Origin of the sequence: Bacteroides pyogenes DSM 20611 = JCM 6294 (assembly GCF_000428105.1) — a bacterium.
GTDB classification, from domain to species: domain Bacteria; phylum Bacteroidota; class Bacteroidia; order Bacteroidales; family Bacteroidaceae; genus Bacteroides; species Bacteroides pyogenes.
On the sequence record NZ_ATZH01000021.1, the window covers coordinates 51,123 to 75,650 of the forward strand.

At 45.2% G+C, this 24,528-nt stretch carries 9 protein-coding genes and 4 pseudogenes; 7 read left to right on the top strand and 6 right to left on the bottom strand.

Translation table 11 applies throughout. The annotated features are described in order from the left end of the window. Positions 1–179, top strand: a pseudogene (locus C234_RS17360) (AlbA family DNA-binding domain-containing protein); the annotation flags it as partial. Positions 180–915: 736 nt separating this feature from the next. On the opposite strand, the pseudogene C234_RS18255 reads toward C234_RS17360, so the two are convergent. After that, positions 916–1,071, bottom strand: a pseudogene (locus tag C234_RS18255) (transposase); the annotation flags it as partial. Between C234_RS18255 and C234_RS18185 the strand changes: the two are divergent. Next, a pseudogene (locus tag C234_RS18185) lies at positions 1,070–1,263 on the top strand (transposase); the annotation flags it as partial. The pseudogenes C234_RS18255 and C234_RS18185 overlap by 2 nt on opposite strands. A gap of 4 nt (positions 1,264–1,267) precedes the next feature. Here the strand turns inward: C234_RS18185 and C234_RS0105955 are convergent. The 4 genes from C234_RS0105955 to C234_RS0105970 all read right to left on the bottom strand — a co-directional run bounded on the left by C234_RS0105955 (position 1,268) and on the right by C234_RS0105970 (position 8,357). Beyond that, positions 1,268–3,868, bottom strand: a complete 2,601-nt coding sequence (locus tag C234_RS0105955; protein ID WP_200865071.1) for a hybrid sensor histidine kinase/response regulator transcription factor — start codon at positions 3,866–3,868, stop codon at positions 1,268–1,270. Between the two features lie 202 nt (positions 3,869–4,070). Next, entirely contained in the window at positions 4,071–4,955 is an 885-nt protein-coding gene (locus C234_RS0105960) for a carbohydrate kinase family protein (protein WP_027325021.1), read from the bottom strand. An 8-nt stretch (positions 4,956–4,963) separates the two neighbouring features. Beyond that, positions 4,964–6,139 (bottom strand): MFS transporter, encoded by a 1,176-nt coding sequence (locus tag C234_RS0105965; RefSeq protein WP_027325022.1) that lies wholly within the window; start codon positions 6,137–6,139, stop codon positions 4,964–4,966. 22 nt (positions 6,140–6,161) lie between these two features. After that, positions 6,162–8,357, bottom strand: coding sequence for a glycoside hydrolase family 32 protein (locus C234_RS0105970; RefSeq protein ID WP_027325023.1), 2,196 nt, complete (start codon positions 8,355–8,357; stop codon positions 6,162–6,164). A 331-nt stretch (positions 8,358–8,688) separates the two neighbouring features. On the opposite strand from C234_RS0105970, the gene C234_RS0105980 reads away from it, so the two are divergent. The 5 genes from C234_RS0105980 to C234_RS0106025 all read left to right on the top strand — a co-directional run bounded on the left by C234_RS0105980 (position 8,689) and on the right by C234_RS0106025 (position 24,238). Then, the gene (locus C234_RS0105980) at positions 8,689–11,817 is read left to right on the top strand and encodes a SusC/RagA family TonB-linked outer membrane protein (RefSeq protein WP_034537048.1); all 3,129 of its coding nucleotides are present in this window, start codon (positions 8,689–8,691) and stop codon (positions 11,815–11,817) included. Positions 11,818–11,839: 22 nt separating this feature from the next. After that, the gene (locus C234_RS0105985) at positions 11,840–13,525 is read left to right on the top strand and encodes a RagB/SusD family nutrient uptake outer membrane protein (protein ID WP_027325025.1); all 1,686 of its coding nucleotides are present in this window, start codon (positions 11,840–11,842) and stop codon (positions 13,523–13,525) included. A 30-nt stretch (positions 13,526–13,555) separates the two neighbouring features. Beyond that, positions 13,556–14,947, top strand: a complete 1,392-nt coding sequence (locus tag C234_RS0105990; protein ID WP_161625911.1) for a DUF4960 domain-containing protein — start codon at positions 13,556–13,558, stop codon at positions 14,945–14,947. Positions 14,948–14,957: 10 nt separating this feature from the next. Beyond that, positions 14,958–16,481 carry a glycoside hydrolase family 32 protein gene (locus C234_RS0105995; protein WP_027325027.1) on the top strand — a complete coding sequence of 508 codons (1,524 nt, stop codon included), beginning with the start codon at positions 14,958–14,960 and terminating at the stop codon, positions 16,479–16,481. Positions 16,482–18,526: 2,045 nt separating this feature from the next. After that, complete coding sequence (locus C234_RS0106025; protein WP_027325031.1) at positions 18,527–24,238, top strand: alpha-2-macroglobulin family protein; 5,712 nt, start codon at positions 18,527–18,529, stop codon at positions 24,236–24,238. Positions 24,239–24,325: 87 nt separating this feature from the next. Here C234_RS0106025 and C234_RS17075 read toward each other — a convergent pair. Further along, positions 24,326–24,528: pseudogene (locus C234_RS17075) on the bottom strand (IS1182 family transposase); the annotation flags it as partial.

Consider the following 24,528-nt stretch of genomic DNA (forward strand, 5'->3'; position numbering starts at 1 on the left):
ATGCAGATACATAACAATATATTGATAGTGGAATGCTCGGCCTATGATTTCAAGGAAATATTGGAGCATAGAAAAGCGAGGTCATGGCTCAAATCCGTATCAGCTTTTGCCAATACGAATAGTGTCGTTTGTTCTATGGAGTGAACAATGACGGAGTGATTGTAGGTTTGGAGAATCCGTTTTTTGTTTTTTAAAAGTTTTATCTAAAACGTGTTTTTCATCCTCAAAATAAAAAAATATAGCGTTATTCTTTACTACTCCCTTGTATTTTTTCGAACAATTCAATAATGGCGCGACATCCCAAACTTGAAGTTGCTTTTCCGAAGCTTGAAGTGCCGTTTTGATACTTAAGGGTATCGGTTGTGTGAAAATATCCTTATTCGGAACTTTTAAGATAAAAGAAATGGTGTCTTTATTGATTTGTAAACTATCCATTCTTGTAACAAAAAATCCGGGGAGATATCCTTCCCGAGCTTCATCAAACTCATCGGTGGTTCCGTAATAATAACCGACAATGTTTCCTTTTTCTGCTTTTTCAAGTACAATGTATTGATTTTCACATAGCTCAGGGGTGGAATCAGGATATATGTACTCATAAATACCGCAAATTGAATCGATTTGCTGGCAAGAGCAAGTTAACGAGATTAACAGGCTTGAAAATAATAAAAAATGTTTCATCTCAAATGTTTTTTACGATTATTCCTCTAAAGTATTCTGCATTCAAACGCAATGATTTTTTTTGTGCCGATTCTGCTTCTCGGCCATACACCTTGTATAAGCAGGCGAAGCTATGAATGCGAACAAAAGTATAAAAAGGGAATGAAATATCCCATTATCCCGATTCTTTTTGTGAGAAATTCATTTTCTCTTGGATACCTTGATGGCGTATTGCAGCTCAGCGGTAGATCCGTCGGGCTATGCATAAATCATCGAAATCCTGAACATGAAGAACTTTATATCTGCTACTCCTCTCAATGCTGCCCTAAATGCCTTAATTTTTGCATTGAATGATTCAGCAAAAGCATTTGTTGTGCGGTTTACGAAGAAGTTAAGTACCTGGTCGTAATGCTCCTTTCAAGTAATAGCTACTACTTTCCATGAGCATTACGATGAGATATTGAACTTCTATGACAACAGAGCATCAAATGCCATGGCTGAATTGTTCAACGCAAAAATAAACTTTTTCGAGAAAGCCTGTGAGGCGTGGCAGACAAAAAGTTTTTCCTTTTCAGAATCGCTAATATCTATGTCCATCCCCACTGAATTTCTATTGAGCCGAATTATTTCCCTTCATAAACTCCGTAGGACTCACCTTATAAAACTCTTTAAAGCACTTTGTGAAATAAGAAGCAGAGGAAAAGCCTGATTTATAAGCAATTTCAGCTATCTGCGTACCCGAAGTAATCATGCGGGCAGCATATTTTAACCTTAAGATCCTCACAAATTCATTAGGAGAATACTCTGTGATAGACTTCATTTTCCGGTACAGTTGCGAGCGGGACAAACCCATATATTGTGCTACCTCAACAATATTCAAGTCGGGGTCGGTGATGTTATTCTCTACATATTCCTGAAATTTATTGATAAATGATTGCTCTGTTTCGGCTAATGTCGATTTCTTTGAATCGCTCAATAAATTACTGGCAAATGCGTCTTTTATCTTTTGCCTGTTTTCTATTAAACGATCTATTCTTATTTTTAGCAGCTGTGCATTAAAAGGTTTCGGTATATATGCGTCGGCTCCGCTTACAAATCCCTGAGCCTTTTGCTCATCCAAAGAACAAGCAGTTAGCAAGATTACAGGTATATGGCTTGTAAACATGTTTCCTTTCAGGCTTTTGCACACCTGAAAACCATCTATACCTGGCATTATTACATCGCAAATGATGATGTCGGGTAAGAATTTGATGGACAACTCAATTCCTGTACTTCCATTATCGGCTTCGATTATTGTATAGTCGTTCTGCAATATCAAACGCATGTAATTCCGCATATCGGCATTATCATCTATAAGTAGGATGATTTTTTTGTCCTCACTCAATATATTTTCAACAAATATTTTTTCCTGCATTGACTCTGCATTTGTTTGAAGCAGCGATTCGGCAAGCCCGATTTCATGGGTGTCTTCCTGCAGGGGCATATCACCGGCTATCTTCTGTTCGTAGGGCAGCAGTACGTTGAACAGGGTGCCTTTTCCTTCGATGCTTTCTACGGCAATTACGCCGTTGTGTAAATCGACAAGCGAGTTCGTCAGTGCCAACCCTATTCCGGTGCCCGAATCAGTGGGATTCACTTTGTAGAACCGGTTGAAAATATTATTTATCTTGTCCGGCGGAATAGCTTCTCCGTCATTATACACCGATAGCTTGAAATACTCTGCTTCGTTGTACTGGGTTCTGGTGATGTTTATACGAATCGCTCCGTTTTTATGGGTATGTTTAAATGCGTTTGACAGGAGGTTGAAATAGATTTTCTCTATCTTATCCTTATCAAAAGGAATGACGTACGGATAATCATCCGCAGTGAACGTGAAGTTTAGTTCCTTGCGTTTGGCATAATCGAAGAAGGCGATGTTTAAGTCTTCCAAGAATCGTTTAATATCGTCTTTGACAAACTGAACATCCAGTTTCCCATTCTCGAGTTTCCGAAATTCGAGAATTTGTGAGAGAAGATTTAAAAGACTGTTGCTGCTTCGTTGGATTATTTCGAGTAATGCTCTTTGCTTCACAGATATATTCCCGGAATTTAGTAGTGTATCTATCGGTCCCAGAATCAAGGTGAGTGGAGTGCGGAATTCATGCGATATATTTGTAAAGAAAACAAGTTTAGCATTTGTTGCTTCTTCCAGCTGTTTAGACAAAGAAAGTAGTTGTTTTTTTTGTTCTTTCAGTAACCTGTTCGATTTGCTCTTGCTGTGGTATGCGAGGGCAGATACCACAAGCAGAATTGAAATTAACAGTAGCACCAAGATAGTGCCGTAAAAAAGAGTTTGCTGGTTGGAGTATTGTTTCAAGCTTTCGTCCAGCAATCCCTTTATTCGTTCTACTTTCTGCTGATGATTAGCTATCTGTTCGGTTTGTAGTTGCAATACCCTCACATTGCTTTTATCAACCACTGCCGTATGCAGTATATTTTCCTTCAGATAAGGCTTGCCTTGTAGTATCTTCAATGCCAGATCGATTATCTTGTCTCCTCCAGTGGGGTAGATGAAAGAAGCGTTTTGTATCCCTTTTTCGATGTTCTCTATTCCACCGCCTTTACCGGGCAGGGCGTCTATGCCGATAATGAAAGGAAACCGCCCGCTGTATTTGGATATTGCTTCGTGTACGCCTAATGCCATTGGGTCGTTCATGGCAAATACAAGGTCTATTTCTTTGAACGTATTCAATACCCTAGTCATTTCCTTTTCTGAATCTTCTTTCAGGAAGTTTCCCCTGCATTCGGCAATGATTTTTATGTCGGGATAGTTTTTAATTCCGTCCATGAAGCCAGCGTGCCTTTCAGCATCTGAGGTTGAACCGTTCCAGCCGCGCATTTCAACTACATTGCCTTTCTTATTAAGTATTCCGGCTATGTACAGTCCGGCTTCTTTCCCTATTTGATAATTGTCGGCCCCGATATAGGCGGTATAGTCTTCCGTATCGATTTTCCGGTCGACCAGGATAACGGGCGTACCTTTATTAAATGCTTTTTGTATGACGGGGGTTATCGCTGTGGATTCATTCGGAGAGACTACTAGCAAGTCAACCCCCTTCTCCAACAGTTCTTCTATATTTTTTATTTGCTGCCGGGTATCATCTTTTACGATCCTGATATCCACTTCGATATTTTGATTGATGGAGGTTTCCAGTAGGATTTCGTTGTTCATCGTTTGCCGCCACAAATCGTCACTGCATTGAGAAACTCCAATGGTATATTTACCTTTTTCCTCACTATCGCAGGAGCATAAGAGTCCAAGGATAAGTGTTAGTATGAATATTAGACAGGTCCTGTTCATGGTAGATTTTAATAATAGACAAAACTATAAAAAGCATCGTAACTACAAATAAATTACGATGCTTTTTTATGTTTTATTTCCTGAATAATTCCAGATAGGTATTCGGCAGCTTGGGCATAGCTCCATGCTGTGTGCATACATAAGCCGAAACCTCTACGGCAAATTGATGCGCATCGATCAGGCACTTGCCTTGCAGATAGGATGCGACAAAAGCAGCAGTGAAAGAGTCTCCGGCACCTACAGTATCTGCCACATGGACTACGGGTGTGGGCTGATACGATGTTTCTTTCGGCGTAAACACGAAACTGCCATCCGTACCTTTTGTCAGTACGATAATATCGAGTTCGTATTCTTCGAGTAAGCGTTTGCAGATAGCTTGTTCGTCGCCTTCCCGGTAGCCGTATAGCTGTGCAACCAGCACGATTTCTTCATCGTTGATTTTTAGCATATTCGACAGTTGCAGTGATTCGTGTATCAATTCCTTTGAATAGAAATGCTGCCGGAGGTTTATATCGAATATCTTCAGGCTGTTTTCGGGCATGCTTTTCAAGAAGTTTTTAATGGTTTCTCTCGATACGCTGTTCCGTTGCGCCAGTGAACCAAAGGATACGGTTCCTGTGTTTTTTGCCAGGTTCTCGGTCTTGGCGGTAAAGGGGATATTGTCCCACGCTACGTTTTCGCAGATCTCGTATTCCGGAACGCCTTTGTCATTCAGTTTCACATTTACTGTTCCGGTGGGGAAATCGGTGGTTTCTATCAGGTAATTCAATCCCTTTTCTGCCAGACAATCTAAGATTTCTTTGCCCAACAGATCTTCTCCTACGGCACTTACGGCATAGCCGTTATATCCGAACTGCGATACATGGTACGCGAAATTAGCTGGAGCACCGCCCATCACTTTTCTTTCGGGAAATACATCCCATAATATTTCTCCAAGTCCTACAATGGTATTATTCATAGCTGTTATTATTGAATAGATTCTACTTTATCTTTGATGTGGGTTGCCAGGAATAACAAGTAAACCACTCCGATACTCATAACGATCAATGCTCCTATCTGCGAATTATTGAGTGCCTTTGTTGTATGCCCCATAAGGAACGGAAATATAGTTCCGCCGAACAAGCCCATGATCATAAGCCCCGATATTTCGTTTTTCTTGCCTGGCATGTATAGCATAGCGCGCGACAGTATTACGGAGAATACATTGGAGTTACCAAAGCCGATGAGACCAATGCAGGCACACAACACGATTTCGCTTTGCAGGAAGTAAAGCCCTACCATGCCTGACGCTATACAGAGTGTGCTTAACCCGAAGAACTTCTTCGCCGAGTAGCGAGCCAGAACAAACGTTCCGATTAAGCAACCGGCCGTGCGAAAGGCAAAATAAACACTGGTTGCGTAGTTGGCATCGTCGAGGTTGGTCAGCCCCAGTCTTTCCATGAGTATACGGGGAGAGGTAACGTTGGTACCCACGTCGATGCCCACATGGCACATAATGCCTAAGAAGTAGAGTAATATAACGCCATTGCCGAGCAGCTTGAAACATTCGGCGAAGGTAGCTCCTTTACCGTCTCCTTCCTGCTCGTCAATGTGGGTGACACCCAGCCATAACACGGTTATCACCGAGACTGCCAGAAAGAGGGGATAGATCATGCGCCAGTCGTTGAACATCAATGAGGCCTTGGTGGCTATCATCGGTGCGCTGAACGAGGCTATTGCTTTGACGAACTGCCCGAAGGTGAGGGAGCTTGCCAGCTTATCACCCTTCACGATGCTCGATAGTAGCGGATTGAGCGAAACCTGCATCAGGGTATTGCCTATTCCGAGCAGGGAAAAGGTGAGGATGAGCGATATTTTATCGTACCACAAAAATGGGATAATCATCGAGAGGGTGGTTATCAGTAAGCTGATGATTACCGTTTTTTTCCTCCCGATGCGGGACATGAGTATCCCGGTAGGGACGGAAAAAATGAGGAACCAGAAGAAAACCATTGACGGAAATATGTTTGCCGTAGCGTCGTCCATCCCTAGGTCCTTTTGGGCATAGTTGGTTGCCGTTCCTACCATATCGACAAATCCCATGCAAAAGAACGCGAGCATGATGGGAAGAATCTTCGTGTAAAATCCTTTATTATTGGTCATGATTTTGGTTTTTATTTATGTATTATTTGATCTTATGGATAGTTATATTCTTCACCTTGACAGGACCTTCGAAGGTCAAAGCATTGTAGGGCTCGGTGGGGAATATGATGTTTGTCGATACCAGTTGTCCGTCATTCACGAAGAGTTCGGATGACGCATTATCGATAAAGAGGCGGATTTTGTAGGCGTTCTTTCTAACGAGGGGGGCTTTGATCACTTCCATGGCAAATTTCTTGTTGAAGTCTGTGAGTCCGCTCTTGGTCCTGTTAGCCAGCAGTTCTTCATCCTTCAGGTTGAACGTATATTTCAGTTCCTCTTTCATCCGGTTGCCGAGGGCAAAGCTGAAGCTTTCGGCTCTTCCGGCTTCGAGGGTCATTTCTACTTCATAGGCGCCATCGTTTTTGTTTAGAAGTCTATCAAGGGTGTAGGTGGTTTCTACTTGAATATCCTGCATTTTCTTCGATTCGCTTCTTAGACCAATCACTTCTTTCACCGGAGGGTTGCTTATAACGAGGTGTTTGCCATTGTGTGCAAGCCCTAACTCGCGGGGCAAGGTGTTGGCGCTTTTGAAGTTGACGGTGGGCACATCTCTTGCATAGTCCCAATTGTTCATCCATCCGATAAGAATCCGGCGATTGTCAGGGGCATTATTCCAAGTAACGCCTGCGTAGTTATCGCGTCCGTAATCAAGCCAGAGGGGATAGGGCAGCTCGTCGGCTTTAAACGTTTTTCCATTGAAGTTGCCGATAAAATATTGGGTGGCGCTGCCGCCGTTCGGTCCGCCGGGATTGATGCTGACAAATAGCACCCATTTGGTTTGCCCGTTGTAGGTCAGTGTAAACAGGTCGGGGCACTCCCACACGCCACCGTGATCACCGATTCCCTCGCCAAATTCGCTGACTTTCTCCCATTCTTTAAGGTTGGCAGAAACATAAAAGGTGATGGTTTGCGAGGTGGCCAATGACATAATCCACTTTTGTGAATCTTCATGCCAGAATACTTTTGGGTCGCGGAAGTCGAGAATATCGGCATCGGTGAGCACCGGGTTTCCCTGATAGCGGCTGAATGTTTGCCCGTTGTCCAGACTGTAAGCTATGCTTTGGGTTTGTCTTTCGGCAGCGGAAGTGTAGATGGCAACCATCGCGTTGGTTCCAAAGCCGGCTGTATTGTCTTTGTCTATCACGGCACTGCCGGAGAAGATGGCCCCCAGGGAATCTGGTGTTAATCCTTCGGGCTGATGCTCCCATTTAATAAGGTCTTTAGACTCGGCATGCCCCCAGCTCAGATTTCCCCACTGCGAACCGTAGGGGTTATGCTGGTAGTAGAGATGGTATTTGCCGTTGTGATATACCATGCCGTTGGGATCGTTCATCCAACCGTATTTGGGGGTGTAGTGGTATGTGGGGCGATATTTCTCGTTGATGTCAAAGTGGAAATCGTCCGATTGTTTTATCTGAGCATATCCCGTATGGTTCTTTTCGATGTACGAGAGTATCAGACCTACCTCTTTTCCTTTGTGTCTTTCGATGTCTATCGGCACCCAATAGGCTACTTCGGATTGTGCCATATTGATTTGGATAGGTATACCTTCCGGCTGTCCGTTTACGGTAAGTTGGGCATTTATTGCCGGCGCGGCATCGTTGACGGGCACCAGGAGATACTTCTTATCTGCCTTGAAAGAGAGTTTGTGGTTGGTGATAACGGAGCTCCGTTCGGTGTTGCTCATCACAAGTTGGTCTACAAGAATATGTCCCCAGCCTCCGTCATGGTTATCGGTAATGATGATTTGTGCTTTGCGGCCTTTGTATGACTTCACGTCCCAGGTGGTCCAGTGCAGCGTTTCGCTATCTATGAAAGGCTCGCTTTTGTGTACTCTTTGCCCATCTACCCATAATTCGATATAGGTATGTCCAGTTTTTCCACCACCCAGCAAGAAGTTGATATACGCTCGCTCAATATTGAATTCAGCCGAGGTCAACGTTCCTTTCTGGCGGTCCCCCTCCCGGTAGCTATTGGCCAGGTATTTCCCCTCAAAGCCCGTTACGTCTTGTTGGTTGGGGTAAGCTCCCTGAGCCGGGGCGGTTCCAAAGGCATCGCCTGTGATGGTCCATTTGTTGAATGTACCTGATTCAAAGTCGTCGATAACAACGTCGCCCGATGAGCATCCGGCCACCAGCGTGAGAGATGCACAAAGAAATAATGCTAATTCTTTTTTCATGGTTTTGAATTAATGGTTTATAATAAATAGTAATGTAATATGTTAACTCTTTATCTATATGATAGGAAAGAGTTTTTACCTGTGCGAAGTTCATTTCTGAGTAAACCCTGGCTTTTCCCTCATCCTACTAATGCAAAGAAAGAATGATTGGGCTAATAACGCTGTAACACATGTTGCCAACGATTGTAGAAATGTTGCATCCCTTCTGCATCTTTGTATTTTGCAACATTTTTGCATGTATCTGAAACATGTGTTATGCGGTGGGAAATTAAAACCGCATAGTTTTGCAGTACCATAAAATTAAAAGTTTAACAATAAATTTAATTATCAGATGGAAAAACAAACTCACCTTATTAAATTGAGACGCTACGTTTCAATCTTATTCTTACTTGTTCTTCCTTCACTTGCTTTCTCCCAAACCAAAGGGGTAACCGGAATGGTAACATCGGCCGAAGACGGCCTGGGTGTCATAGGAGTAAGTGTTGTTGAAAAAGGAACCACTAATGGGACCGTCACCGACCTGGAAGGAAGGTACCAGATTCAGTTAACCAATCCGTCGGGCACGCTCGTCTTCTCCATGATCGGCATGGTGACGCAAGAAAAAAATGCCAGAAACGGAGAGGTTGTAGACATTGTTTTGTATGAAAACCAACAACTGCTCGATGAGGTGGTGGTAACGGGGTACACTACCCAGCGCAAGGCCGATTTGACCGGAGCCGTATCTGTAATATCCGTTGCCGAAATAAAGAAGATGTCTGAAAACAACCCCATGAAAGCTCTGCAAGGAAAAGTGCCCGGGATGATGGTAACCACGGATGGAAACCCGAGCGGAGCATCTACCATTCGTATCCGCGGTATCGGTACGCTGAACAACAATGATCCCCTCTATATTATAGACGGCGTACCCACCAAAGCCGGTATGCACGAGCTGAACTCGGCCGATATAGAAAGTATTCAGGTGCTTAAAGATGCCTCGTCGGCAAGTATATACGGTTCGCGTGCCGCCAATGGCGTGGTAATCATCACCACTCGACAAGGGAAAGAAGGAAAAGTGAAGATCGACTTCAATGCCGGCATCACCACCTCTAAATACACCACCAAGATTGATATGCTAAATACCCAGGAGTATGGACAAATGATGTGGCTGGCCGAAGTAAACGCCGGAAAAGATCCCAATGCCAACGCCATAGGCTACACCTACGATTGGGGATACGATGCCAACGGAGTGCCCGTGCTCCATAAAGCAGTACTGCCCGAATATGTAATAGGAAGCGGCAATACCATGCGTACGGCAAACACCGATTGGTTCGATCAAATCACCCGGACTGGTGTGATGCAAAACTACGACATGTCCGTAAGCAGCGGTACCGATGCCGGAAACTACTTCTTCTCATTAGGATACCTCACCAACGAAGGGGTAATCAAGAACAGCGATTTCAATCGCATATCGGCTCGTATGAATACCTTATACAAACTATTCGACGGAGTAGTAACGATAGGCGAAAACTTTACCCTCAACAGAACCAGCGAGGTACAAACACCTGGCGGCATTCTCAATACCGCCCTGCAAGCTCTGCCCATGCTGCCCGTTTATACAGAATCGGGCGGATGGGGAGGCCCGGTGGGAGCGATGAACGACCGCCAGAATCCTGTCCGGTTAGTCGAAGCCGTAAAAGACAATAGGTATTCCTATTGGAGAGCTTTCGGTAACGCCTTTCTAACCATCAATCCGCTACAAGGACTGGAACTAAGAACCAATTTCGGACTCGACTATGGAAACTTTTATAAACGCGACCTCACCCGTAAATACCAATCGGGCAAGCTCGAAAGCGACCTCAACGCCGTAAACTTGAGTCAGGGGCACTGGCTGAAATGGAACTGGAATGCTATCGCCTCCTACAACATCACCATAGGCAAACACAGAGCCGATGCCATGGCTGGAGTAGAAGCTTTCAAAGAAGAAAACACCGACTTCAATGCCTACCGAGAAGGCTTCGAACTCGAAACTCCCGAATATATGTGGCCCGATGTAGGTACCGGAAAATCGATTTCGGGCGGTAAATCATCCGCATATACCTTACTTTCCTACTTCGGAAAGATCAATTACTCATTCAACGAACGTTATCTTACCTCGGTCACCCTGCGTTACGATGGCTCATCACGCTTCGGAAAGAATAACAGGTACGGAATATTTCCGGCCTTCTCTTTAGGATGGCGATTGAGCGAAGAAGCCTTTATCAAGGACAACATAAAAAATATCTCGGACTTGAAACTGCGTTTCGGGTGGGGACAAACAGGAAACCAGGAAATAAGCAACACCGCTATATACAATATATACGTACCCGATTATGGCGTAGGCGACCCTACATGGAACACCATCCACAGCACCTCTTACGACATTAGCGGAACAGGATCGGGGCAGTTGCTTTCCGGATTCAAGCGCACACAGCTGGCTAACGATGACCTGAAATGGGAAACAACCACACAAACCAATATTGGCCTCGACTTTGGCTTCTGGGAACAGAAACTGTACGGTTCGGCAGAATACTATATGAAGAAAACGAAAGACATTCTCGTGCTTCCGCCTTATCTGGCTGCTATAGGCGAAGGAGGGAACCGTTGGGTAAACGGCGCCTCCATGGAAAATTGGGGGATGGAATTCTCGGTAGGCTACCGAGATAAACTACTCTTCGGCCTGGAATACGACGTTACAGGAAATCTCTCTTTCTATAGAAATGAAATAACCTACCTGCCCCAAGATGTAGAAAACAACTACGGAGGAGTAGCCGGAAACAACATACTGGGACATTCCATCAACTCCATATTCGGATACGTGACCGACGGAGTGTTCAGGACACAGGAAGAGGTTGATAACGCCCCGCAGCAAATCGGAAAAGGATTGGGACGTATCCGCTATAAAGACCTCAATGGCGACGGGAAAATAAATAACGATGACAGAAACTGGATTGGCGTACAGCACCCCGACTTTATGTATGGCTTAAACATCAGCCTGGGCTATAAAGGGTTCGACCTGGGCATGTTCTGGCAGGGAATCTATAATATAGATGTGATAAACGAGCAGAAATACCATACTGACTTCTGGAGTGTAAGCGAAACCGGTTCCAACAAAGGGCGCCGATTGCTGGACGCGTGGAGTCCGACAAATACAAACAGCAATATTCCGGCCGTGACATCCCTGAATGCAAATGATGAGGGGCGCCTTTCAACCTACTTTGTCGAAAACGGCTCGTACCTTAAACTAAGAATGTTGCAGCTTGGATATACCTTCCCCGCACAGACTATCCGGAAACTGTATGCAAGCCAATTAAGACTGTATGTAAGCGGGCAAAATCTGTGGACAATTAAAAGCAAAAGCTTCACAGGGGTAGATCCCGAAAGCCCACAATTCGGTTATCCTATACCCAAGACGTTTACTGTCGGGTTAAATGTTACATTTTAAATAATCTTATAATAGTATAATCATGAAAAAAATATATTTATCCATACTATCCGTTTTGCTTCTGGCCTTTAGCGGCTGCTCTAACTTTCTGGACGAAAAACCAAATGGTATTCTTGGTGATGACGATATATCAGGAATAGACCAGATAGAGAAAAATGTGTTCTCAGCTTATGCCATGTTGGGTAACGACCACTACGACACTCCGTTCAGTCTCTGGCCATACGGAAACGTGCGCTCGGATGATGCCTACAAGGGAGGACGCGATGAGTCGGATATTCAGGTATTTCATTTCTACGAAACCTCAAGCAACATTGTTCCCACCTTTGGCGAACCCGATGGTTTCTTTTACAATTGCTACATCGCTATTTCGCGTATAAATAACGCAATGCGCGTGCTCAATACCGTATCGGAAAGAGAATTTGAAATGAAGAACAGAAGATTAGGCGAATGTCGTTTCCTTCGAGGGCATTTCTATTTCTTGCTGAAAATCATGTTCAAGAATATGCCTTACATAGACGAAACCGTCCCAACCGATGCGTATGGCACAGTGTCGAATGTAGAACTCACCAACGATGAGTCGTGGGCAAAAATAGCAGCAGATTTTAAATTTGCCTACGACAATCTGCCTGATGTACAACCCGAGGTAGGGCGTGCCAACAAGTATGCCGCGGCAGCTTACCTGGCTAAGGTGTATTTATACAAAGCATACCGTCAGGACGAGCGACATAACGTAACAGGTGTTGATGCGAACGATTTAGATCAGGTATTAACGTACACTGCTGCTGTAATAGGTTCGCCGTACGATCTTGCTACCGACTTCGCGCACAATTTCCTGCCCGGAAAGACTACCTACGAAAATGGAATCGAAGCACTCTTTTCTATTCAGTTTTCAAAAGATGACGGCACAAGTAAAGGGCGGTTGAATTTTAGCGACGCGCTTAATGTGCCTCTGAATACATCGGGTGCCTGTGATTTCCAAAAGCCTAGCCAGAATCTGGTAAACGCGTTTAAAACCAAAAACGGATTGCCCGATTTCAACTCTTACAATGTAAACGACTATGACGACAGCGCGGATGATGTCGATCCTCGCTTATACCACACTATAGCCATGGTGGGATACCCGTACAAATACGATTCAGGCAATATCTTCGAGGCAGGTCATAACCGGAATCCGGGTGTTTATGGCTCTTACTCTTCGTTGAAAGAGAATGTAAAAGTAGGCGATGAATCATCCGTGCTGATTGACCCTTTCCGTGCAAATACAAAAAACCGGATAATTATTCGTTATGCAGATGTATTATTGATGCGTGCCGAGGCCCTGATAGAACTCAACAGAGAACTGGAGGCCCTGCCACTGATAAACAAAGTAAGGACACGTGCTAAAAACAGCATCGCTCTTATTCCTTATGCTACAAATGTTAATGTGGCATTATATGCCAACGATGCTACTTGGACAAATGAATATGCGCGAACAGCCTTGCGCTGGGAAAGGCGTCTTGAGTTTGCCATGGAAGGAAGTCGCTTCTTCGATTTAGTTCGTTGGGGAATAGCCGACAGTGTGCTGAATACGTATTATGCAGGCGAGAAATCAAAGCGTACGTATTATGAAGGTGCGCATTTCGATAAAAACAAAGAGGAATATGTGCCAATCCCTCAGCAGCAAATAAGCTTCAGCAAGAACGTGTACAAACAAAATTATAACTATTAATATCTGAGAACCATGAAACTAGAATATTATATGTCCAGTTTACTCTCGTTGGCTTTATTGCTAAGTGGGTGCTACGATCGTGATATTGATTCGATGAATGCTAAAGTAGAACCATTGGCTAATCTGGAATATCGAATAGACGACGATACGTTGAGGGTGGAATGGGCTTTACCCAGTCAAAATGATTTGAGTGTGAAAGTGTCGTCTTCTGTCGAAACTAAAATTATCCCCAACAATCCTACATCCTATAAGTATGGAGTGGTAAAGGTGGGAAAGGAATACAAATTCACATTTAATGCGTTTGATAAAGAAGGAAATATGTCTACCGGACGAACGATTTACTTCGTACGCGAAGGTAGCTCATCTATCAGTAACCTGACGGCGCGTCAGGTAGATGGAACAAAAAAAGTTGCGTTAACATGGAAACTTCCCGATGAAAAAATAAGTAAAATAGAAGTGCGGTACGATGGTAATAAAATAGAATTACCGGGAAGCGCCACAACGTATTTTTTGGAAAACGCGTCCGAAAAAGTTTATACAATAGGTGTGGTGAGTTTCGATGAAGCGGGAAATTCCTCCGAAACAGTTTATACGACCATCAGAGTGGGAAGTACTAAAATTGCATTTATGGGAAATGCGGCGACTTATAACGAGTTTCTTACCAGTGCCGATGACGATGAAATAGCAGCTGGGAAATGGTTCTTTGAAACCTATCCGACAGGAACATACCTATCCTTTGAGGATGTGAAAGCAGGAGCCAATTTAGCTCAATACCGGGTTGTCTGGTGGATACGCGATGCCCAATCTCCAAGATCGCAATTGCCTGCGATAGCGTTGGAAGAGACCGTGCTTAGCGCAATGAAGAAATACTACGCTGATGGAGGTAATCTGCTGTTGAACACACATGCTACCAATTACTTGTGGACAATGGGACGTATGAAGGCCAATTTCAACACGGAAATAGAAATGGGCGGAGGCTTCGACAATGGAGATACATGGCATATTAATGTCACCATCGGAAAAGTACATGATGAGTCGGAACATCCTATGTACAGAGAATTACCGTATACGATGATAGATGGTAAAAAGTGCATTCCACTTATAGGTGCGGGCTGGAAAGAAAATCATAATAATATATGGAAAGACTTGTGCGGTTTCTACGGATACAGCAATGGGGATGAAAATGGTTATCTTAAAATATCGGATGATAATCAGATCAAAATATTAGGAACATGGGATGGTATAAATGACTATTGGATGATGGCCAATTTCGAAGCCTACCCCAATACTGAATTCAAAGGCACTTCCATCGCTATTGGCATTGGTGCTTTTGAGTGGAGTCAGAATAATGGCGAGAATACCTATCAGAGTAACATTGAGAAAATTACATATAATGCCTTAGAGTATTTGAAAACTAAATAAGAACAATAGTATGAAACGTACCATAAAAAATAAGATTGTCAATAGTCTCGTGCTATCAATAATAGGAGGAATATGCCTGCTCTCGGCTTGCTTTGACGATTATTCGAATGAGTATTATCAAGACAACAATACCTATAACGATGAAGCATACCGCCCGTTCATTCATTTTACACCCCAGAAATATTGGATGAACGATCCGAATGGAATGATTTATCTGGATGGCGAATATCACTTCTTTTATCAGCACAACCCTTATCGTTCTTTCTGGGGATACATGAGTTGGGGACATGCCGTTAGTAAGGATCTGATTCACTGGGAGCATCTACCGGTAGCTATCCTTGCCGATAAATCCGGCGATATATTCTCTGGCTCTTCGGTTATTGATAAGGATAATACGGCAGGTTTCGGAGCGAATGCGATGGTTGCTATTTACACCTCTTCCGGGGCCAGACAAAATCAAGCGCTGGCCTACAGTCTAGACAAAGGCAGAACGTTTACGAAGTATGAAGGGAATCCGGTGCTTACCGATCCGAATATTATCGATTTTCGCGACCCGAAAGTATTCTGGCATGAAGCTTCACAAAAGTGGATTATGTCATTGGCTACTACACAAACCATTACTTTCTATGGTTCAAAGAACCTGAAAGAGTGGGAAAAGCTAAGCGAATTTGGCGAAGGTATCGGTGCGCATGGCGGTGTGTGGGAATGCCCTGACTTGTTCCCTTTGATTCACAACGGACAAACCAAATGGATATTGTTAGTAAGCATTAATCCCGGAGCGCCGAATGGAGGCTCGGGCACGCAGTATTTCATCGGAGACTTTGATGGTATTACATTTGAAGCCGATGTATTACCATATCCGCTTTGGTTGGATTATGGCAAAGACAACTATGCGGGTGTAACGTGGAATAATATCCCCGACAGTGATGGCAGGCGCATATTAGTAGGCTGGATGAGTAATTGGGAATATGCCGAAACTGTACCTACAATGACATGGCGAAACGGAGGTACATTACCGCGGGTTCTTACCCTAAAGTCTCATCCAGACGGTTACCCTATACTTGCTTCTGAATTTGTGGCCGAGTTGGATGGAATAGGTGAAGAATGGGCTACTTTATCGAATTCGGGTGAGACATATCAACTGGAAGTTGGAAATAAAGCGTACCAGTTGGAGATGAATATGCTCATTCCTGCCCTGAACGTTGCTACCGTTACATTATCAAATGATGCAAACGAGGAGTTTGTTATAACGATAGATAGAAACGCGGGTGAGTTTAAAACAGACAGGACTGAATCGGGCAGGACCAACTTCTCCGGTAATTTCCCGGCTGTTAGTATAGCTCCTCTTAATGTGAATACTGAAAATATAGTATTATCGGTAATTGTTGATAACAATTCCGTTGAGGCTATTATAAATGGGGGCATGGTTCAACAAACAAATCTAATATTTCCTCAAAAACTCTATGATGCTATCCATATATCAGGAGCATCATCACATTCTTTAAAGCTTAGGAAGTTTAATTCCATTCATTAGAATTTTCAGTATAACATAAACAAAAAAGGCGAATCGTTTTTCTCTGCCGGACGATCAATTAAGATTTGTCCGGCATTTTTTGTAATGACAAAGCAGGAGTGGATAATATACTTGTGATAGGGAATGGATATAAATTTTATAGTAATAAATATGATTGCAGATGGTAGTATTTCAATTTTGCTGCCTCTACCTTGTTGTACCATTTGCCCATGCTCAGTCTGGCTGCATCCTTGGTGGTACTTTTAGAGAAAATTATTCTTAGAAAATGAGACAGTCTGTAAACTGTTTTTTTTCTCTCAGAGTAGGCAATATCTATTCAACCCATTATGATAAGGATGTAGCCAAGGGTATGGTTTAATGAGATAGAAGATTTGGAGTATTCCCAATTCAATACGGTCATTAAAACCTTTACAAATCACTATGAAAGCATACTTAGTCGTCCCTTAAAAACTACATAGTATCAATGATATTGCAAAATTATATATCTTATCACCCAAACACCACAATTTGAGTCGTTTTGCCGGCAAGAGCAAGTTAATCATTTTTCTTGGATGTCTTGTTGGCGTATCGCCTTATGTTGTGGCATGCGGTATCATGGTGGGATGCACTAAAGTGATTCCCGTGCATCTTCCGAATGCCCCGACGTTCGGAAGAACATCAGCCGGATTTCCCCTTGAATCAAATTCTGCAAAGCGATTGTATGAAAAAGCTTTGGGGAAATAGGATTTTTGCGTAGTATGAGAAGAAGAAAAAGTAAAATGTTTTCATAATCAAAAATGGCGAAAATTCCCCTCGTTACTACCTCTTAAACGTCTTTTTCGAGGCTTGCCGGAGACGCTATCCCGAAAAAGGCGTTTATGCGAACTTTTTCCTCGATTCGGCGGTACGGACTTGCTCGTAAAGGAGTTTTATGAGTTTTTTTATTTCTGTATATCAATGAGTTGACAAATGTGGAAGCGAGCAAAACGTCTTCGAAAGAGGGTTTTTGAAAACGCCAAAACGTCAAAACGTCATTATGACTGTTTTACAAACGATGAAAACGAATCGGATCGTTATCGGGAAGGAAAATTGCTTTGGAAAACAGCTTCCCGATTTTGAGTATAATTGTTTAAAAATATTATCAATTTAATAGGCGAATGTATCGTGAAAGATTGATGGCAGTTTCGAGTAAATATGAGGACAACTTCGAACACGTAATACAACTCGCGCTCTGTTGCTGCAAATACGGCGGGTTGTTACTCAGCTCTTATCGATGAGTATGTGGCGATACATCTTCTCCTGCTACAAACACGGCCGCTTGTTACCTCTGTCGTGAGCTGAAAAAACAATTTCTTTGAATATTCCTGACAAAAATGGAGTCTTTCCCGGCCATTTCCCATCCGTTTCTTCCATGGAAGAGACATGTGAAGTCGCGGAAGCAGCCAACTGAAAAATAGTATACTTGAAAGATGAGAAAATGTAATAAATGATTTGATAATCAGATGTATAAAGCATGATATTCATGAAAAGTGGTAAAAAAAAGGGGATATAGAGGCGTTTTGGCATTTTGGCGTTTTCAAAACCTTAAAAAATCTCCGGAATGCTCCTTCAATCAGTCTGAAACAAAATACCGGGACGCGGTAATTTATAATTATGATTTTGTTTGGGATAGGGCTAAAATTTCGATGAAAGCCTGCGAAGCCTGTTTCCGAACCTCAAACTCAATAAAGGCCGATGACGGTGAAGGCCTCGAAAAACACGGCGGACTTTGAAAAAAACACGGCGGGCTTTGCACTCAAACACGCTGATGTTTGAAAAAAAGGCGGCGGGCTTTCAACTCAAACATGCTGATGTTTAAAGAAACACCAAAGAGCGAAGATGTGCTGAAAGACGAATAACTTTGTACTCAAACATGCTGATGTTTAAAACCAAAGGCGGTGGGTTTTATCTGATTTCAGTTATTTTATTGATACATAAAGTTTTTTTGTTTCTCGACACTCTGTTTTCTGCAGAAAAATTCGTTACTTCGTGAATACTTAGTTCGAAACACTCAATCTGTTGACAATATGCGAATCAAGAATTTTGTTCTTTTACTGATGTTAGGAATCATGGGAAAACCGGTGTTGCAGGCACAAACCTTCGACGGATTGTGGAAGCAGGTGCAAGAGGCGGAAGAGAAAAGTCTGCCGAAAACAGTGATCAGGCTTACCGACGAAATTTTTCGGAAAGGTGAAAGGGAGAAGAATACTCCTCAAATGCTGAAAGCCTATATGTGGCGGATGAAGTATAAGGAAGAGCTGTCCCCCGATAGCTTTTATGTCGGCTTGAAAGGTCTGGAGGCTTGGGCGGAGAATGCCGGAAGCCCGGCAGATCGCTCGGTTCTGCATTCGCTCATTGCCGATATATACTCGCACTATGCCGGGAGAAATGCCTGGCAACTCGGTCAGCGGCAGGAAATTGCGGTGGAAAGACCGGCTACGGATGATATACGCGAATGGCCGGCAAATATCTTTGTGCAGAAGGTTCGGGAGCATGTACAGGCTGCCATCGGCGATTCTTTGTCGTTGCTCCGGACGTCCACCGGTTCGTATCTTCCTTTCGTTGTGCAGGGAGAAACGAGCGAATATTTTCATCACGACCTTTATCATCTGCTGGCTTCGCGGGGTATCCGCTCCTTGCGGGAGATAAAGGAGATGGACCGTTCGGGGAACGTGAAACGGGATATAGCTTCCATTTATGAAAAGGTGACGAACACTTATCGTAAGCGCGGCGATAAAGAGGGATATCTGCTGGTGAAGCTCGAACGGTTGAAGTGGGAGAACGATGAGGCCGGCGGTTTCCGTCCTTTATACGCCAAGAAAGGGCGGGCGGATAAGGCGGCAGATGCCTACGATGGAGCTTTGGAGCTGTTGAAAACGGAATATGGATCGGTAGACGTCTGTGCGGAGGTGTATTTGGCCCAAGCGCTTTATGCCGTCGATAGAGACAAGGCTGTCAGGGCTTTGCAGCTTTGCGACGAAGCGATACGCCGCTATCCGAAATACCGCCGTATCAATGCGCTGAAGAATTTGAGAAACAATATTTTATCTCCTTCTCTGACGGTCAGTACCGAGCAGGTTGCTTATCCCGGAGGCGATATCCAAGTGAAAGTCAACCATAAAAACGTGGATGCTTTTACACTGTTGCTTTACCGCAACGGGAAAATAGTGATGCGCGAGCGGTATGCCTTGAAGCGTCCGGATGATTATCTGCCTCAGGACACGGTTTTTACCTGTAAGGCGCCGGAGGCGGGGAAATATGAGCTTCGCGTCGTATCCGATCCGCGTTCTAAGGATAACGAGGCAAGGGAATTCCATGTCACCCGATTCAAAGTATTGGTCGGTACAATGCCGGACGGCGGATACGAAGTGCTTACACTGGATGCAAAGACCGGTCATCCGATACCGAAAGCATGGGTGGCTTTCTACGATTCTTCGGAAAGAGAATTGCTGAGAGTGGAAACCGGTTCGGACGGCAAGGCGAATGTTGTTCGGAAAAAGGGCTTCCGGTATTTGAAGGCCGGCAAAGGCGGGGATGTTGCCATGCCTCCGCAATGGCTGTACAACAATGGCAGATATGGGAGGTATAGCGATGAGGTGCGAACGGTGGAAATGCTTACTTTGCTGACCGACCGATCCGTTTATCGTCCCGGTCAAACGGTCTATGTAAAGGGGGTGGCTTATACCCGGCAGCAGGAGAATGCCCGGGTGATGAGCGGACGCGAATACACGTTGACATTGAGAGACGCGAATAATCAGGAGGTGACGAAAGAAGAAGTGCGAACCAATGAGTTCGGATCGTTTACGGCAAGTTTTACGCTTCCTTCTTCGGGGCTGAACGGGATGTATGCTCTGAATGCCGCCGGGACGGTGGTCAGCTTCCGTGTGGAAGAATACAAACGCCCTACGTTCGATGTGGCGTTGGAAAAGCCAGCGGAAGGTTATCGCTTGGGCGATCGGGTAATGGTGAAGGGAAAGGCGTGCGCGTTTAGCGGCGCTCCATTGTCCGACGTGCCGGTGAAATATACCGTCAAACGCCATGCTTTCTTTTTCTGGCGCTCTATGGGCGCGGAACAGATTGCTTCGGGCGAGGTGACTGCCGATGCGAACGGAGAGTTTTCGATTCCGGTCTCTTTGGATCGGAAAGAAGAGGATAGAGACAGGGATGAGGACGATGTGTTCCACAGCCGTTATTACCGTTATGTGGTAGAGGCTGTAGTGACAAATCAGGCGGGTGAGACACAGTCGGGTACGCAGGTGTTGGTAGCGGGCGACCGGTCGTTGCTCGTATGGGCGGCGTTGCAAGAGAGAACCTGCAAGGATGTGCCCATCCGTCTCACCTGCAAAGTGGAAAATCTGAACGGTGTGCCGGTGGCGGTGGAAGGCACGTATGCTTTGTTCCGTGCGAAAGATGCCGAGGCGAAAAGCGTAGAAGAGAAGCCGGTGCTCTCGGGGGTGTTTACTTCCAACAAGGAAATGGAATTTGACTGGAAACGAATCCCTTCGGGGCAGTACGTGTTCCGGATGTCGGTGAAAGATAAAGATGGAAAAGAGGTGACAGCCGAAGAAAAAACGGTTCTTTTTTCTGCTTCCGATAAACGTCCGCCGGTAAAAACTTCCGTTTGGCTGTATGAGGACAATACGAAGTTCGACGCCTCCCATCCTGCGGTGTTCTGTTTCGGAACGTCGGAGCACGACGCTTATGTGCTGATGAATGTGTTCGGGGGCAATGAGCGGTTGGAAAGCAAGGTGTTGAAACTTTCCGATGAGATCGTACGGTTCGAATATCCGTATAAAAAGGAGTATGGAGACGGGATTCTCGTTCATTTCTGCATGGTGCGCGACGGAAAACTTTATCAGCAGGAAGTGAGGCTCGAAAAGCGGAGGCCTGAAAAGACGCTTGCCATGAAATGGGAAGTATTCCGCGATAAGTTGCGTCCCGGACAGCAGGAAGAGTGGAGGCTTACGGTGCGCACGCCGCAGGGCAAGCCTGCCGTTGCCGAAATGCTGGCAACCATGTACGACGCTTCGCTGGATAGAATCTGGAAACAGACGCAGGGTTTTGACCTGTATTACGATCTTCGCATGCCTCGCTTCGGATGGAATGCCGGATATTTGGGAACGAATGCTTTTTACGGCAGGTGGGAACGGAATCTGCTGAAGGTGGATGGCTTGGTATACGATGCTTTCTCGTTCCCTCGCGGCTATGGTTATTGGGAGAAAATAGTTATTACCGGATACGGTGGGAAGACTCGTGGCGGAAAGTCGAAGAATCTGATGATTCGGGGTGTGGGAGTCGTGGAGGAAGCAGCCCCGATGATGCTGGAATCTGCCCAAGTGGCAAGAGACGGTTTTGCGGCGGATGCTGAGGTGAAGACGGAGACGGATGATGCCGGAGAAGAATTTCTTTCCGAGAGCCCTGCTTACCTTCGTACCAACCTTGCCGAAACCGCATTCTTCTATCCGCAGCTTCGCACCAATGAACAGGGCGAGGTGGTGATCTCTTTCACCATGCCCGAAAGCCTTACGCGGTGGAACTTCCGTGCCTATGCCCATACCAAAGAGATGATGACGGGCGTGTTGAACGCGGAAGCCGTGACAAGCAAAGAGTTTATGATTACTCCGAATCTTCCCCGATTTGTAAGGGTAGGGGATGAAACATCGATTGCGGCTTCCATTGCCAATATGACGGAAACGCAGCAGAGTGGAACGGTGAAACTGACGCTTTTCGACCCGTTGACCGAGAAAGTAATCAGTACTCAGGAGCAGGATTTTGTGGCGGATGCAGGGAAAAATGCGGGTGTGAACTTCCGGTTTACGGCGACCGACCGTTACCGGTTCATCGGCTGCCGGCTGACTGCCGAAAGCGGTGCGTTCAGCGATGGAGAGCAGCAGTTGCTTCCGGTGCTCAGCAATAAAGAACATCTCATAGAAACGCTTGCCATGCCCGTTCGTGGCGAACAGAAGCGTGTATTCTCATTGGATAAACTGTTCAATGAACGTAGTGAAACGGCTACAGACCGCAGGCTGACGGTGGAATTTACCGGAAATCCGGCCTGGTATGCCGTGCAGGCGCTTCCGTCGTTGGGAATTCCCGAAAGCGACAATGCCATTGCGTGGGCTACGGCTCTATATGCCAATACGCTGGCTTCTCACATTATGAACAGTCAGCCGAGGGTGAAGAGCGTATTCGAAAGTTGGAAACTACAAGGGGGGACGAGAGAGACCTTCCTGAGCAATCTGCAAAAAAACCGGGAACTGAAGAATATCCTGCTGGCAGAATCGCCTTGGGTGCTCGAAGCGCAGACGGAGCAACAGCAAAAAGAACGTGTATCTGCTTTGTTCGATTTGAACAATCTCCGCGACGGCAGCCGGGCGATATTGGCTAAATTGGAGGAGTTGCAGGAAGCCGACGGATCTTGGGTATGGTATCCCGGTATGAGGGGCAGCCGGTATGTTACGACTTATATCGCAGTGCTGAACGCCAGACTGGCGCTGCTCACCGACAAGCGCCCGGAAGGAAAGGTTGCCGATATGCAACGGAAAGCATTGGATTACTTGCATCGTGAAGCATTGGAGGAGTACAGGGAGCTGCTTAAATTAAAGAAAAAAGGCATGAAACTTCAGGGTATTTCGGGAATGGCCTTGCAATACCTTTATCTGATGGCGGTTTCGGAAGAAGCGGTTCCCGCTGCCAACAAAACGGCATACGCTTATTTCCTTGCTCAGACGGAGAAATTGCTTTCTTCGCCTGATATGCCGACTAAAGCGATTGCGGCGATTGTGCTCGATAAAGCGGGACGTAAAAAAGAGTCGCAGGCATTCGTAGCTTCGATAAAGGAGCACCTTACGAAAACGGATGAGTTGGGAATGTTTTTCGACTTTAACGAGAATCCGTATTCATGGGGCGGAATGAAATTGCAGGCGCATGTCGGTGTGATGGAGGCCCTCATGCTGACAGGAGGGAACGACGCGACGGTGGAAGAAATGAAGTTCTGGTTGCTGAAACAGAAGCAGACTCAGCAGTGGAGCTCTCCGGTGGCTACGGCGGATGCTGTGTATGCGCTGCTGATGAAAGGAGCGAACTTGCTCGACAATCCGGGCGACGTGCGCGTAGTTATCGGCAATGAGGTAATCGAGACCTATTCGCCGGCTAAGACTACCGTACCGGTGTTGGGCTATGTGAAACGTTCGTTTACAGAGCCCGGAGTGCTGGACGCGCGCACCGTAGAGGTTGAAAAACGCGATCCGGGTATTGCCTGGGGAGCGGTCTATGCACAGTACGAATCGCCGATTGGTGACGTGAAGCAGCATGGCGGTGAGCTGAACGTGCAGAAGCAACTGTATGTGGAACGTACGATGGAAGGCAGGCCGCAGCTGCAACCCGTGACCGAAAAGACGGTGTTGCAGGTAGGCGATAAAGTAACTTCCCGCCTGACAATACGTTTGGACCGTACGATGGACTTCGTGCAGTTGAAAGACCAACGTGCCGCCTGCTTCGAACCGGTCGGTAATCTGTCCGGTTATCGTTGGGACAATGGTTTCGGATATTATGTGGACGTGAAAGACGCTTCCTCCAATTTCTTCTTCGATCACTTGGGCAAGGGAGTTTATGTGTTGGAATATACCTGTCGTGTCAGTCGTCGGGGAGTTTACGAATCGGGCATGGCCACGATGCAGTGCGCTTATGCTCCCGAATATGCTTCACATTCCGGATCGGAAAGAGTGGAAGTGAAATAGCTGTTTTGTATGGTAAGGTGGAGGTGTGTCGTAATGCACGATGCACTTCCTTTTTTGTTCATCGCTATACAAATCGGTTCATTATCTTTAAGCTGCGATATTTTGAAGATTTCTTTGATTTATGTGTTTCCAGCACTTAAATAAAGCGGCAGTAAGCTCATAAAACAGCCTAATTAGCCAATCCATGCCTTCTTTTGTCATTTTTGCACACATCTTTTTTATATTGAAGGCAATGGCCAGGAAGGAAAAGTCCATAAAGACCTTGTCCTTTCCAAAATGTCTGAAACGTT